Annotated in this window: 12 protein-coding genes; 5 read left to right on the top strand and 7 right to left on the bottom strand. The window is 45.3% G+C overall.

The features are described from left to right. Window positions 1–24: 24 nt before the first annotated feature. From IRJ18_RS17390 to IRJ18_RS17365, 6 genes are all read right to left on the bottom strand, one after another. Window positions 25–822, bottom strand: a complete 798-nt coding sequence (locus IRJ18_RS17390) for a hypothetical protein (RefSeq protein ID WP_194107569.1) — start codon at window positions 820–822, stop codon at window positions 25–27. Continuing rightward, entirely contained in the window at window positions 803–1,144 is a 342-nt protein-coding gene (locus IRJ18_RS17385) for a DUF4133 domain-containing protein (RefSeq protein ID WP_194107568.1), read from the bottom strand. The genes IRJ18_RS17390 and IRJ18_RS17385 overlap by 20 nt, the downstream gene beginning before the upstream one ends. Before the next feature lie 9 nt (window positions 1,145–1,153). Beyond that, complete coding sequence (locus IRJ18_RS17380; RefSeq protein ID WP_194107567.1) at window positions 1,154–6,676, bottom strand: helicase-related protein; 5,523 nt, start codon at window positions 6,674–6,676, stop codon at window positions 1,154–1,156. A gap of 37 nt (window positions 6,677–6,713) precedes the next feature. After that, window positions 6,714–7,061: a DUF1896 family protein gene (locus IRJ18_RS17375; RefSeq protein WP_194107566.1), complete on the bottom strand. Its 348-nt coding sequence runs from the start codon at window positions 7,059–7,061 to the stop codon at window positions 6,714–6,716. 245 nt (window positions 7,062–7,306) lie between these two features. Next, window positions 7,307–7,660, bottom strand: coding sequence for a DUF4134 domain-containing protein (locus IRJ18_RS17370; RefSeq protein ID WP_228072925.1), 354 nt, complete (start codon window positions 7,658–7,660; stop codon window positions 7,307–7,309). A gap of 145 nt (window positions 7,661–7,805) precedes the next feature. Next, the gene (locus IRJ18_RS17365; protein ID WP_194107565.1) at window positions 7,806–8,249 is read right to left on the bottom strand and encodes a hypothetical protein; all 444 of its coding nucleotides are present in this window, start codon (window positions 8,247–8,249) and stop codon (window positions 7,806–7,808) included. 303 nt (window positions 8,250–8,552) lie between these two features. On the opposite strand from IRJ18_RS17365, the gene IRJ18_RS17360 reads away from it, so the two are divergent. Continuing rightward, window positions 8,553–9,113 carry a hypothetical protein gene (locus tag IRJ18_RS17360; RefSeq protein WP_194107564.1) on the top strand — a complete coding sequence of 187 codons (561 nt, stop codon included), beginning with the start codon at window positions 8,553–8,555 and terminating at the stop codon, window positions 9,111–9,113. Here the strand turns inward: IRJ18_RS17360 and IRJ18_RS21240 are convergent. After that, complete coding sequence (locus IRJ18_RS21240) at window positions 9,110–9,958, bottom strand: LytR/AlgR family response regulator transcription factor (RefSeq protein WP_194107563.1); 849 nt, start codon at window positions 9,956–9,958, stop codon at window positions 9,110–9,112. The genes IRJ18_RS17360 and IRJ18_RS21240 overlap by 4 nt on opposite strands. A 99-nt stretch (window positions 9,959–10,057) precedes the next feature. Here IRJ18_RS21240 and IRJ18_RS17350 point away from each other — a divergent pair, with 99 nt between their 5' ends. The 4 genes from IRJ18_RS17350 (at window position 10,058) to IRJ18_RS17335 (ending at window position 13,769) form a co-directional block, all read left to right on the top strand. Next, complete coding sequence (locus IRJ18_RS17350; RefSeq protein ID WP_194107562.1) at window positions 10,058–10,429, top strand: hypothetical protein; 372 nt, start codon at window positions 10,058–10,060, stop codon at window positions 10,427–10,429. Between the two features lie 190 nt (window positions 10,430–10,619). Next, window positions 10,620–11,180: an RNA polymerase sigma factor gene (locus IRJ18_RS17345; protein WP_147030504.1), complete on the top strand. Its 561-nt coding sequence runs from the start codon at window positions 10,620–10,622 to the stop codon at window positions 11,178–11,180. 71 nt (window positions 11,181–11,251) lie between these two features. Beyond that, complete coding sequence (locus IRJ18_RS17340) at window positions 11,252–12,319, top strand: PLP-dependent cysteine synthase family protein (RefSeq protein ID WP_194107561.1); 1,068 nt, start codon at window positions 11,252–11,254, stop codon at window positions 12,317–12,319. 13 nt (window positions 12,320–12,332) lie between these two features. Beyond that, on the top strand, window positions 12,333–13,769 hold the full coding sequence (locus IRJ18_RS17335) for a protein-disulfide reductase DsbD family protein (protein ID WP_194107560.1): 1,437 nt from the start codon (window positions 12,333–12,335) through the stop codon (window positions 13,767–13,769). Window positions 13,770–13,889: the final 120 nt, after the last annotated feature.

Here is a 13,889-nt window from a genome sequence, read left to right as displayed (position 1 = left end):
AATCATTTATTGATCTGCCTGTTCTTATAAATGCCTGCCGTTTCTCTTCTTTTTTTGCTGCTTCCGGTCCTCATTCTTTTCACTCAACTGCTTCTTTAATTTCCCGGGGCCGGCGAGAGGAATGCTTTCTGATCTGAGCTCTTTTTGTATTGGAAACTCGCGCAGCAGTTCGAAGTCTTTCAAGCCGTATTGCCTGGCCACCCCGACCGGGTCTAGCTTCAGCTCATTGGGGATAGCAATCAGGATGACGTGATCGGGCAGCCTGTCGCTATCAGTACCCGGTCTGAATAAACAATGGGCCTGCCGGTGATAAAAGAATAAATACCGTTCACCATTTTCAGAGAGTTCCATGTTATTAAAGCGCAGGCAATTGAACGGCGCTTCCGTCTCACGCAATTCTTTGAGTCGCCAGTCGATGGTAAAATCGCTGCCTTCGATGTTGATATGGGGGAGTTCGCCTGCAAGCCTCCGCCCCAGAAACTCATCGGCCAGGTAGTAACCCCAATTATGCTCCAGGGAGGCTGTATTATAATTCAATAGTTCCTGTGGGCTGATCTCTTTATGCTCCAGGATAGCCTGCGGAATCGTCAACTGAAATGTTTCGTGCTGGACTTGGTCGTCAGTAACATGCGTGATACCATTAGCATTTTGCGCTTCGTTGAACGGACAACTATAAAAGCCGTTCTCAATTTTCAAATCATTAAATGAGATGTTCGCGTCCCCGCTGCCATACTTCCGCAATGTCCTTTCGTATCGGTCTAAGACAAATGGCGTGTTACCGATCAATATATTTGGATTCATTTTACCTATTTCCTGTTCCATTGCCTTCCGAGTTTAATAAGAATACTTTCCTGCTGCGCACTTTGATAAACCGGGGGACCTGCCGACGGGCAGCGGCCTTCATCATTCCATACTGCCCATATTTACGGCTCATCGCATAAACCTTGACAAACAATAAGGTACCGGCCCCCATTACAATGGCGACGCAGATCAGCGGATAAATTCCAATGATATAGCAGATCGCAAAAACGATGACCAATGCGACCAGGCCGCCACCCAGGTACCAGATGTATTGCGCTTTAAGCCCTCTGAACTCAATGCTTTTATTGATTCCCCTGTTGATTTGATATACACTGTTTGCCATGATAATTCATTATAGGCCCATCGATCTTCTCTTCGTTCTCTGCGGAATTAATGCAACTGATAATTTCCCTTTTAGCTGCTGTTCGTCTGGCGGTGTCATCCTGATGACACATCCGTCGGGCTTGCCCGGGGCATCCTGTTGCAAGGACTCACTGCTGAACAGGCCGTTTTCTTTCATCTGCCGTGACTGGATATTGATTGCAATTTCCCGTTCCAGTTTTGCCAACTGCAACTTCATATCTGCCAGCTCTTTTTCTCTTTCAAATGGCTTTTTCGCAATCTGCTCCAGTAGCGGGATCTCGCGCTCCAGTTCCTGCAGCTTTTGCTCATATTTTTCTACCAGGTTGTCTACCCTGTCGATTGCATTCAGAAAATGCCTTGCGGCCAGTTTCGGGTTGTCCAGGTTAGGGTGTCCCTGATTGTAAGTGTATTTTATTCCGGTCTCAGGTTTCTCGGCATAAAAGGTGTTGTAATTGCGGGCAACCAGCCTGCCATCGGATTCGATCATTTCGGTATGTTGACGGATATGCAATGCAAAGCCATAGAGCGAACCAATCTGGCTCTCCGTCCCCGGTTGCCACTTGTGATACAATGTTATTATTTGCTTACCGATAACCTCTGCATCTGCGCCTTCATATCCCTTCAGCCTGATCGGATTTAACTTCGAGCCATCTGCAGCATAGCCAAGCTGGTCTTTATAAAATTGCTGGTCAGTTTTTAATCGCTCTAACAGATCATTGGTGGTAAGTCGCTCCGCGATTACAGCGTCCAGGTGTTGCCGTGTCCTCGACTGCTCTTTGAAATGAGCTTTTTTCAGGCTTTCAACGACTGCGATCTTTTTCTCTATCCTTGATTTTTCCAGCAGGCTGGTATCCCCGGACAGTATAGCGATGTACTCGGAAAAGTTCATGCCGCTCTTCTCATCTATTGCCCCTTCATCAATTGACCGGATGTTTAGCTCACAGTTCTTCATCTGGCTGATGAAGGTCTGCTTGTTTTTCAGCAGGTTAAATTTGTAATTATCCAGGGATTGTTCCGTAGCATAGATGAAGTTGAGGACCTGGTTATTGTAATGGGCCTTTGCCAGCCAGTTGCCCTGCCGGGCACCACGCCCGTTTCGTTGTTCCAGTTCAGATGGCTTCCAGGGTATATCGAGGTGGTGCGTTGCTATTACCCGCTCCTGTACATTGAGCCCTGTACCGGCTTTCTCCGTACTGCCGATCAATATCCTGATCTGTCCTTTGTTCATTTTACGGAACAGCTCAGGACGCTTTTTATCACTCCAGTCATGGATGAAGGTGATCTCATGGGCGGGAAGTCCAAAATCTGATACCAGCTTGTCTTTAAGCGCATCGTACATGTTGAACTCGCCTGTCTTCGGCGTGCCAATGTCACAAAAGACGATCTGGGTACCTTTATGCTGATCGCTCTCCCTATAGATGGCCGCGACCTTGCGGGCGCAGGTATTTATTTTATTTTCCGGGTGATCACTGTAATACCCCGATATCAGCCGCATATCTGTGGCCATCTTCTTGGCATAGTTCGTGGCGATGAGCATCCTTCCCTTGTCCTCTTCAGGTGTCAGGCGGCCCCTGCCTATAAGGGTACCGTCTCCGGTCCGCGCAAACTCCATCAGTTTTTTGATGAACTCCTGCTGCTCTGTCGATGGTTTAATATTGACCAGCTCTTCTTTGAGAACAGGCTTATCCAGATGGATATGTTGCGCCGTTTTATAATCGGTAATCTCATTATAAAACAAAGCGAGTTCGGGGACTTTAATAAAGTGCCGGAAGCGTTCCTTAGCGATGATCTCGTTGGTGACGGAGAATTCAAAATCGGTGGTCTTCTTGGCAAATACCGCTGCCCAGCCGTCGAAATTCTGAATACACTGCCGCTCCATTTCTTTAGGCCGGAGGTATTTGAAAATAAGGTACATCTCGGTGAGGGAATTGGAAATAGGCGTGCCCGAAAGAAAGGTAACGCACAGATCACTGTCAAACTTTTGTTGTAGTGTTCTTACTGCGAAAAGCATGTTGAGCGCTTTCTGGCTGCCCTCCACATTGCCCAGCCCTGCTACGCGGTTATGACGGGTGGTAAACGTAAGGTTCTTAAATTTATGGGACTCATCAATGAATAAGTGGTCGATACCCAGGGCCTGGAAATCGATATCAGTGTCTTTCTTGCTTTCGATCTGCGCTGCCACCTCTTTGAGTTTGCCCGCAAGGTTTGTCTTCCTGATCTCCAGCCCCTTTAATACACTTTTAGATATTTCAGCACCACTCTGCTGCAAGGTATCCAGGTCTCTTTCAATATTATCCAGCTCTGCTTCAAATATTGCTTTTTGTATCTCCGGCGACTGGGGTATTTTTCCAAACTGATCATGGGTCAGGATGATGCAGTCCCAATTATTGTTCTTGATCTCATGGAACATGCGCCGCCTTTTCTCCGGTGTAAAATCATTTTCGCCGGGAGCGAGGATACGGGCTTTCGGATAGGCAAGTCGGTAGGTGTTTCGTATCTGGTCAACGTTCGCCTTTAATGCCAGGATCATCGGCTTATGCACGATCCCCAATCGCCGCATTTCATTTGAAGCAACGATCATGGTCAGTGTCTTTCCAAGTCCAACCTCGTGGTCAATCAAGCCACCACGATTCTGCATTATGCGCCAAGCCGCATTTTTCTGAGAACTGTACAGGTCCTCGATCTTCAGTGCTGCCTTGTCCAGACCCGGGAAATGCAAATGGCCGCCATCGTAATCCCGCAGCACATAGCAATTAAAGGTGTCATTATACAGCTTTTCGATCCGCTGCTTTTCTTCTGCCGGCAGCTCCTGCAGCCAATCCATGAAGCGTGAACGTATGCTTTCAATTTTTTCATGGGCAAGCTGTATGGCGTCATTGTCAGGTATGCGGACACTGCGTTCCCCGACCTGCACTTCGTAGGTGAAAAAAGGGGTCGTATTTTCCAGGGCATGTTCCAGCAGGGTGTAGCCATAACTCGTCCGACCGTTTTTAGGTGTTACTGCATATTCCTGTAAAACTTTAGGGTTTGCACCTTCACAAGCCACTTTGAATGTGTCCAGGCTGCCCAGGTAGCTGACATTCGTTTTAATCTCAAACAGGTCAGTGGCAAACCGATTATAGTATTCCAGCGGTATCCAGCGTTCACCCAGGTTGAAATCCAGCAACTCAAAAGGGACAGTCTCCGGCTGTACTTTTTGTATGGCTTCGAGACTGTTGCGGTAATGCGGGTTTGCAGGGTCATCACTTACTCGTCTTTGGGCCTGCTCCAGCTTATACACCACATTACCGGAAAGATATTGGTCGCATGTCTCCCAGTTATCTGACACCGGGTTGATCAGGATGTGCTGCGATAAAACTTTTATCACTTCGGCTTCCGACAGGCCGGTGGCGGCTTCAATAAAACTAATTGCGACACAGCCTTTGTCATTCAGACACCTCGCTAAGGCCTCAACAGGATCATCAGTGCTGAAATGGTCAGACTGATTATCCAATGCTGCCTGCAGGATATCTGCTTTGCTGAACCGTTCTTCGTTGCGTCGCTCCAGGGATGCCAGGATCAGTAAGCCATAGGCCGTATCTTCTTCAATCAGCCTTTTATTGGCCGCCAAGTTCAGGAGGCCAAACTGATCTGTAAAACGATCATAGCGTTCCGCCAGGAAAATCCGCTGCTGCTCCAATTCGGCGCTGCTGCCGCTATTTTGATCGAATGAAAGGTAGGCATCACGCAGGGAAATGTACTGCCGGTAGAAATCGGCACGGCTCGGGCTTACGGCCATTGGCTGAAATTGTGCCTGGCCTGCATCTGTGTTTAGGTTACTTATCTTACCGATCTTATCCTTCCACTCAACGAGCATACCATTACGGGTGAAGCGGTCGAGCTCAGTAAAAATTGCCGGGTCCTCCGGTATGAGGTTGAAAGCTGTCTGAAGTGTGCTGTCTCCTTCATAGCGATAATTATACGCGTATCCTTTCAGGGTATTGCTAATATCGTCCAGGTAAGGGGAAAGCTGGCTACCGTTCAACCAGTTACTGGTTGGTTTGATCTCAGCAACATTTGAATATAGCCGGTACAGGTAACGGTTTTGTTGTATTGCTTTTGCCGCAACCAGCACGATGAGGTCGTGACCCGGATGTTGCTGCGCAGTTATTGTGCTCAGCACTTTAGCAGAGTCTTTTGCAATTATCGATCTATCCTGGTCCGTCAAATAGGCATACGCTTTGTTACCCGCTTTGCCACTCCCCATATCAAACAGGCCTAACTGCGTCTGTGTATTTACCTGTGGCATTTCCGGCATCGGCAACAAGCTCATTTGTTTGCCGGGCAATTTGCCGCTGCTGTTAAGGCTTATTGTGTGAAAGCCATCACTGTTAATCCTTGCCCCGAAATCTGCCCGGAGCTTATCTGATAATTGCCCGGAGATTTCAGACAAATTGCCCTGCTGCCACACCGTTTTACTGGCAATGCCATATTGGTTTTTACCGTCCTTGATATCATTGCCTAGCAACAGTTCGGGATGTTCTGCCAGGTAGCTATTGTAGTTATAGCTGCCAAAAGGCCCTGAAAGTGTTAAAGTCCCAATTAGTTTCTGTTCATCATCGCTCAGGCCGTTTTTTTGAGCATCCTTCTGTACGATGAGTAAATGACTAGGCGCTTCGGTATTGCCCGTGTCCTTCATGAGGTTATCAGGTAGGGCCAGCAGGCTGACAAAATTTGCCTGGGCGAAGAGGTAATTCCTGGCTTCCATATTGGAAGGATTGTTCAGGAAGGCATCGGTGGTGATATAGGCCAATAAGCCTTTGTCTGCAAGCTTGTCGAGGCCCTTTGCGAAAAAATAGTTATGTATTTTGCCTGATAGCTGGCGTGTCGGAAAGTCGGGATCATAGACCTGGAAATTGCCAAACGGGATATTGCTGACCACCAGGTCATATTGCCCTTTCCCTTCTCTGCCAGTCTCCTCAAAGCCTTTTATTGCTACGGTTGTTTTAACAGGGATATGTGCGGCAATTGCCGATAGCACCTTGCCTGTAAGCGTGTCTTTTTCTACTGCTTGTATTTGTTTCAGTGATGGGAAGAATTCAATTGCGGCGCGGATAAATACACCGGCCCCGGCGCTTGGTTCATATAAGGCCTGTGGTGTTATCCCTTGTTCTTTCAGGGATTCAAAAAGGATGGCGGGAAGGAATGCCGGGGTATAGAACGCGGTCAGCACACTGTTCTTCAGTGATCTGATGATCGTTTCATAATCCGTAGCCGCGAAATGGTCTTTTAATAAATTGTGGAACTCTTCCATTTTAGGAAGCAGTCGTAAGTCAGCTTCAGTGGCACCGGATGCAAGCCAGGAGTCCCTATCGCTCCCGTTGAAGAGAATTGCTTTAATGCCCCCGAAGCCGGAATATTGATGCAGTTGTTCAATGCCTTCAACAGAAAGTTTTTCGCCGGCCTCCCAACGAAGAGCGGCCCTGACCGCAGCGATATTCGCCGTTAATTTATGATACTGATTGTACGCCATACCACACCATTTCCACCCTGCTCAGTAATATTTTTAATTATGCACTTCTTAGGTATTCATCAACTGCTGCCGTAATAGCGTAGTACATTTGCCTGTCCTCCTCGTTACTTTCCGAGAAGTTGTACTGCTCAAAAATGGGCTGGCAATGTGCTACCAGGTTCGTAAGCTCATAGGTCAGCACACCCATCTCTGCGAACCGGCTGAAGCTTGCCGTAAATCCTTCTTCCAGCAGTGTCTTCAAATAGTTGAAGCGGGAGGGACGCAGATCAGCGGTTAACAGCTCCAGGCTAAGCTCTTCAATGATGTATTGCGGCTTTCCGCCCGATACCCAGTCCTGCAACTGACCCGATATGCCCGCGAGGTTATCTTCTATGTATTTAGTCATTCCAAATTGTTCCTGCAGCCGTAGCAGCAGGTCCGGATTATTTTGAATGATGTAGCTGCGTAATCTTTCCGCAATTATTTGTTCCAGCATTTTCGTTTAGTTTTTATGAATGGGTAAATAGGCAAGACGATCAGATAGCTGATAAGAACCGACAGGATGGCCAACAAGACGATCAGAAATGCAAAGACCATTCGCAGTCCACCTAATATGATCAGGCACGTAACTTTCATGCTTTCTTTCTTTAGTTAAACCCCAAAGAAACTTTTCAGTACTGTGGCCACGATCACGAGGAATACGCAACTGCCAAACCATGCCGCTGCGACTTTACCTGTATCCGGCTCTCCATGGTTCCATTTGTTATATACTTTCACCGCTCCGACTAGTCCTACTATCGCGCCGATGGCATACATCAGGCTGGTGCCAGCGCTAAAGTAGCTTTTCACCTGAGTGGTAGCGGCGTTGATACCGGCACTTCCGTCCTGTGCAATAGCCTGCATGCTGATATAAAACAGCAGCACAGACGTCAACAACACTGTTTTTCCTGTTAATAATTCTCTGCCTTCTGGCTTGTTGCTCCAATTTGTTCTCTTCTTTTTCATACGACACGATATTGTTTGATCATTAAATTCTTTCAGGCCCTCCCTGCCATTGGCAGGGAGGCTGAAAGCTGCCACCTTCCGTTCCCTTCTTCCATTCATCTGTCAGCCAACCGCTCAAGGTTGAAAGGGGGCAATACCCGGCTTATCACTCATCCACCACACTGTCCCTGCCGGTATATTCTTCGATGTCCCAGGTACTATTCAATTCCGCGGCACTGATGCTCAGCCCGCTAAGCTCTTTCGCTTGCAGTATAATTTGATTGTTCAAGGCGACGCGGAATGCGGGCTTTCTAAGCCCCTGGTAACCGGATAATCGTTGTTTCAATTGCTTTAGGATAACTGTCTTGTCCAGGGGCATAGCGGCACGTTCGAATATGGCATATCGCAGGTCCCGTACCACATCTTCCAGCTCATTGATGTCGGCTTCGCTGTCATCATACAGTGATGAAGAGCTTCCATTGTTAGCCTGCTTAAAAATGAATTCCTTAACTTGTGGCCCGTAGTATTTAAGCAGTACAATTAAGTAGTATGCAATCAGGCACAGCACTACGGCAATCCAATATTCACTCCAGGTAATTTTGCTTATCATGTCAGTTTTCCTTTAATGTTTTCACCAATTCTTACATAGCAAAGGTGCCCTCATTTGAAAAGCTGTTTTCACACCGCTGACCGTATACGGTGATATTTTTTTTAAGCCTGAATTGGCGGTTCTTGAAGACGGGCGCTGTATAATTTGACTGAAAAATGGATGGAAAACAGAGTATATCCGTATACGGAATTTGGTTCAGTAATCGCCCCAATCATATTCCTATAAGTGAGGCTGAGTATTAATTTGAGCGAGGCGTGTAAAATACCCTCCTCAAAGTTTGTGGTAACCCGGTAATTTTATCTCATGAATGATACAGCAGATTCGGGCTTACAATCCATTAGCCTGCTTAAAAGGCAAATCAGTTTCATTTACACGATTGACCCCCAAAAGGAAGAGATCGCGGTGAGGTACCGTGTCTATCTTACTGATGGGGAAGCAGCCAACGAAACACCAATCATGTTCTTCATTAAAAAATGCGATAAGCAATGGCAAACAGGCAGCTACATAAATGAGGTTTTTATTCCGGAGGAAGATATAATAAGCGAGAGTATTACGGACGTAATAGTACAACAGGCTACTTTCTTTTCAAGAGCAGACAAAATGCGCCGATGGCAGCGATTCTCACTCGATAATGCGCACGGTAAGTTCAGGTTCTCCGATAAGCTGAATGCCTACCAGGTCGTTTACAAACAAAGGATCGGCTTTCTTGAAAATAGCGATGATATTGTAGAGGAGCAGGAATTTATCATCATTGAAATGGGAAGGGAATGGCTCACCTGCACCGTCCTGGCAGAAAATGGACGGGAGATTTTCAGCAGTTTAGTCACCAATGAGATCAAAGACTATATTTTACAAATGTCTTAATTAGAGACTGATTTTCGTTTAATCCAGTCACGGAACTCTTTTGCACGTTTCTGGCTAATAATCACCGGCTGATTGTGTTTAGGCCGCAATTGCAACTGTATTTTTTGATGTTCGATATTTTCAAAGTGTTCGCAGGCCTCGATGTTGACCAACATCTGGCGGTTAGCGCGAAAAAATTTTCCGGGTGATAATTGCTCCTGTATGGCATCGAGACTTGCAGCAATTAAAAAGTCTTCTTTTTCAAATGTCCGGATGAAATTGTAATCCTCCTCATGGAAGATGTAGCTGATATTGGATACTGATATCGGTATATTCTTTGTTCCCCTGGAAGCAACTATGACTTCGGTGTTTTTTGATTCAGTTAGCTGATTAATGCGGTATTTTTCTGTAACAGACAATTCCTGCGCCTTACGCATCTGCAGGTAATAATAGAAAGTCAGATAATAGACGTTAAAAAAAAGGATCATTCCCAGGATCACAGGGAAATCATATTGCAGGTAACGGGTCACAAAAATATCGATGTCATAAATCCGGAAGTAGATTGTCGCGAGCACAAATGCAACGACGCCGGGCAGCATGACGCCCAATAGGAATTGCAGCGCTATTCTCTTTACTGTATGCGCATTCCAGTCATAATGGATATCGAGTCTAACAGTTATCAGGTGGACGATACTGATAAGGATAAATGCAATTACTGCGCTTAGTAAAACCGAGCGGTAGTAATCCCAGGTAAGCAGCAGTTGAAAAATACTGTCTTTCTCACCAAATACAACAATAAAATGAGCGGCAACGACGGAAAGGATTATCCTGAAATACAGATCATGATATCTGGATGTTGACGGCACGCTTAAAGGTTTAAATGACGATTGAATAAACGAATTTGCTGCAAATTGGTTTGGATTTAATTTATAATTAATTATAATTGAAAATCAAACTTATGAACCATGCCAAAACAACCTTTCGACTCCACCGGTGTCAGCGCCAAACAGGCTGAACTTTACCAACTATCAAATGCTGATCTATTAACACAGGCAAACCTTATACGGTCCAATTTAGTGAGCTGGGTGAATGATAATTTCACACTTGACAATGGACAGCAGGCATTTTTGAATAGCGCCGATCCAAGATGGATTCAATATACTGCGCAGGTCACGGGCTTCGCTGTTGAGAACAGGCTCGGCATATCCCTGGCAAAGAAAGGAACGGGCTCCGGTAAACTGGTCAAGACGATTGGTACCGGGCTTGAATGTGATTTCTCAAATACAACAGGATTTGCTGCTAAGGGAACTTTAGTTTTTGAAGTGGATTATTCTTAATCTGCTCGCAAAAAATTTCTTCAACGCAAGATTTTAAAATCAGAATTTCATTCTTAATGCTAAGAATATTCACAGTTATATTTTCAAAATATTAATTTTACATAAATTAATTTTCCAATTTAGCTGTGATTTTTTAGCGTATATGCGTACCGGGGGTTCATCGTCAAATGATTTGACTCCATATTTGAATATGGTTGATCCCAATTCCTTTGAAATTATCTTCAGAAAGTTTTATCCATCCCTTTGCTTTTTTGCAGAACGGATTACTGGTAGCCACGACGATGCTGAAGATGTAATTGAGGAACTCTTTGTAAAATTGTGGAACAAGCAATTGCAGTTTGAAACGGAGCAACATCTTAAAGCGTACCTGTACCGCTCTGCAAAAAATGCTTGCCTTGACTTTTTGAAGGTATCTGAACGGTCCGACATGCGTAATACGTTCTTTGCTGAAGAGCGCGGCTATAGTGAGGATGCCTACCTCAATGAGATTATTCGCGCAGAAATAATTTCTGAGGTTTATCATGCTATTGAAAGTCTGTCACCTCAGTGCAGCAAGATAATTACGATGAGCTATCTTGATGGAAAGAGCAATCAGGAAATTGCAGATGAATTAAATCTATCGGTACAAACAGTGAAAAATCAAAAGGGACGCGGTCTTGCTATGTTAAAGCAACGGTTACCTAATGACAAATTCCAATTGCTGCTACTGATCCCATATTTACAGCTATTCGATTTGCTCTATAAACATTAAATTCTAAAAGCGGCTTAGTACTTTATTCCTGGAACGTCGTATTGGTTACATATCCATTTAGATAACCAATAATGCTTCCAATTACTGCTGCATGTAATACACTGATCTTTGATGACAGGTTTGCTGATTTATGGCATTTGATCGGCCATACGCCAATGCTCAAGTTATGCTATCGCTACAACGGCAAAACAAGCTTCATCTTTGTAAAGTGCGAACAATATAATCTGACGGGCAGCATAAAAGACCGAATCGCCCTATTCATTCTGCAACACGCTTATAAGAAAGGTGAATTACTGCCGGGGTATAAGATTATCGAGGCGACAAGCGGCAACACAGGCATTTCTTTCGCCGCTCTTGGAAAAGCTTTAGGCCATAAAGTGCAGATCATCATGCCCGATTGGCTAAGCCAGGAACGGATTGACATTGTAAAAAGTCTGGGTGCCGAAATTACGCTGGTAAGCAAAGAACAGGGAGGTTTTCTTGGGAGCATTCGGAAGGCGGAACTTATCGCCCAAAGTCAGGCCGGTATTTTTCTTCCCCGCCAATTTGAAAATGAACTAAATACGGAAGCTCATGAAAAAACAACCGGCCCTGAAATCTGGGAGCAACTGCAACGATATAAAATGCAGCCGGACGCGTTTATCGCCGGGGTTGGTACCGGTGGGACAATTATGGGGATAGGACGCTATTTGAAAAAGCAAAACCGGTATGCGCAGGTTTTTGCGCTGGAGCCGGCAGAAAGCCCGACGCTTAGTACCGGCTATAAAACCGGCAGTCACAGGATACAGGGAATTTCCGATGAGTTTGTCCCACCGATCGTTGATTTTAAGTACCTCGATCAGGTAGTACAGGTCAGTGACGGCGATGCGATTCTTATGGCCCAAAAACTTGCCTCCCAGTTAGGGCTGGCAGTGGGCATATCATCAGGAGCGAATGTCATCGGAGCGATAAAGATGAAGGAGCTTTTAGGGAAAGAAGCCTGTGTCGTGACTGTTTTCCCTGATTGCAATAAAAAATATCTGAGTACAGATCTCGTGAAAAAAGAACCTGAGCGGGAAAACTATATTTCACCCTACGTTGATTTTATAGGGTACCAGCCACTCAATAAAAATCATATTCAGAAAAGCGTATCCAATTAATAAATTAATCATTATGTCATTATCGCTATTTGCAATCTTCCTTTCGGGAATGGCTGGCGGCTTTGCCGCTACGCTTATGCCCTGTATCTTTCCTATGCTGCCCTTAACCGTCAGTTACTTCACTAAAACAACGACAAACAGGAGTAAAGCGGTAAACAAGGCAATGCTTTATGGCCTTAGTATTATTGTCATATATGTGCTTCTTGGTCTTGCCGTCACTGTGTTGTTTGGTGCTGATGCACTGAACAGCCTTTCAACGAATGGTATTTTCAATTTCCTGTTCTTTATTATTTTACTGGCTTTTGCCATTTCCCTGTTCGGCGGATTTGACATCAATTTACCTTCGAAATGGGTTAACAGAGTTGATCGCATGGGCGACCAGGCAGGGATCGCCGGTCTGTTTTTCATGGCGGCAACATTGGCCCTGGTTTCTTTTTCCTGTACAGGCCCTATTGTCGGAACATTGTTGGTGCAGGCCGCGGCTAATGGCAGACTCCTTGCGCCTGCAATCGGCATGTTTGGCTTTTCGCTGGCATTGGCCCTGCCCTTTACAATTTTCGCATTAGCGCCAAACGCGCTGAACGCTTTACCGAGATCCGGTAAATGGCTCGTAAACTTCAAGGTCATCCTTGGGTTTCTTGAATTAGCGCTTTCCCTAAAGTTCCTGTCAAATGTTGATCTTAGCTATCATTACAATTTGCTTGACCGCGAGGTATTCCTTGTGCTTTGGATTACAATCGCTGCATTATTGGGATTTTATCTATTGGGCAAACTGCGCTTTGCATATGATGAAGAAACAAAGACAATTTCGGTACCGAGGTTGCTTCTGTCAATTGTTGTTTTTTCTTTTACACTTTACATGATACCGGGCTTGTGGGGTGCACCACTAAAATCAATTGCCGCGTTCCTGCCACCGCCATCCAGCCAGGATTTTAATTTAGCTATCAATTCAGTATCACGGGTCAAAAGCGGTACCGTCCGGTCGCCAAAGAAGTATGAACAATTATTTAAGGCGCCGCTTGGACTTGATGCATTCTTCGAATATGATGAAGGATTGGCATATGCTAAAAAATGTCAGAAGCCATTATTAATTGATTTCACAGGGCACGCCTGCGTCAATTGCCGTAAAATGGAAGAAACGGTGTGGCCGGATAAGCAGGTATTCGCTTATCTGAATGAAAAATTTGTGTTGGTGCAATTATATGTAGATGATAAAACACCCTTGTCTGCCGGGGAACAATATACTTCTAGGTTTAGCCATAAGCATATTGAAACGCTGGGGCAGAAATGGTCAGACCTTCAGGCATCAAAATTCAACGCCAATAGCCAACCGTACTACACTATACTCGATGACACCGGGCAGCTGCTGACAGCACCAAGCGGCTCGGATTACGACGTATCAAGTTTCAGCAGGTTTTTGAAAAAGGGAATTGATGTATTTAAGCCGTAGAGGCTAAAAGATATTGCGCGAGGCAATTTATAATAAGTAGTTAATGGTAACAGGCAGCATCCGCTGCCTTTATTTTTTAATGTTCATTTGGTACTAAATAAATGGCGTGTCGTATTGGTA

This window comes from Mucilaginibacter boryungensis (assembly GCF_015221995.1).
Taxonomy (GTDB): Bacteria; Bacteroidota; Bacteroidia; order Sphingobacteriales; family Sphingobacteriaceae; genus Mucilaginibacter; species Mucilaginibacter boryungensis.
This window is presented reverse-complemented; position numbering and strand designations above follow the sequence as displayed.

Excerpts from the sequence above, each read along its gene's own strand:
- IRJ18_RS17390 (WP_194107569.1), bottom strand. The coding sequence starts at position 822 with ATGGAACAGGAAATAGGTAAAATGAATCCAAATATATTGATCGGTAAC.
- IRJ18_RS17385 (WP_194107568.1), bottom strand. The coding sequence starts at position 1,144 with ATGGCAAACAGTGTATATCAAATCAACAGGGGAATCAATAAAAGCATT.
- IRJ18_RS17380 (WP_194107567.1), bottom strand. The coding sequence starts at position 6,676 with ATGGCGTACAATCAGTATCATAAATTAACGGCGAATATCGCTGCGGTC.
- IRJ18_RS17375 (WP_194107566.1), bottom strand. The coding sequence starts at position 7,061 with ATGACTAAATACATAGAAGATAACCTCGCGGGCATATCGGGTCAGTTG.
- IRJ18_RS17370 (WP_228072925.1), bottom strand. The coding sequence starts at position 7,660 with ATGAAAAAGAAGAGAACAAATTGGAGCAACAAGCCAGAAGGCAGAGAA.
- IRJ18_RS17365 (WP_194107565.1), bottom strand. The coding sequence starts at position 8,249 with ATGATAAGCAAAATTACCTGGAGTGAATATTGGATTGCCGTAGTGCTG.
- IRJ18_RS17360 (WP_194107564.1), top strand. The coding sequence starts at position 8,553 with ATGAATGATACAGCAGATTCGGGCTTACAATCCATTAGCCTGCTTAAA.
- IRJ18_RS17350 (WP_194107562.1), top strand. The coding sequence starts at position 10,058 with ATGCCAAAACAACCTTTCGACTCCACCGGTGTCAGCGCCAAACAGGCT.
- IRJ18_RS17345 (WP_147030504.1), top strand. The coding sequence starts at position 10,620 with ATGGTTGATCCCAATTCCTTTGAAATTATCTTCAGAAAGTTTTATCCA.
- IRJ18_RS17340 (WP_194107561.1), top strand. The coding sequence starts at position 11,252 with ATGCTTCCAATTACTGCTGCATGTAATACACTGATCTTTGATGACAGG.
- IRJ18_RS17335 (WP_194107560.1), top strand. The coding sequence starts at position 12,333 with ATGTCATTATCGCTATTTGCAATCTTCCTTTCGGGAATGGCTGGCGGC.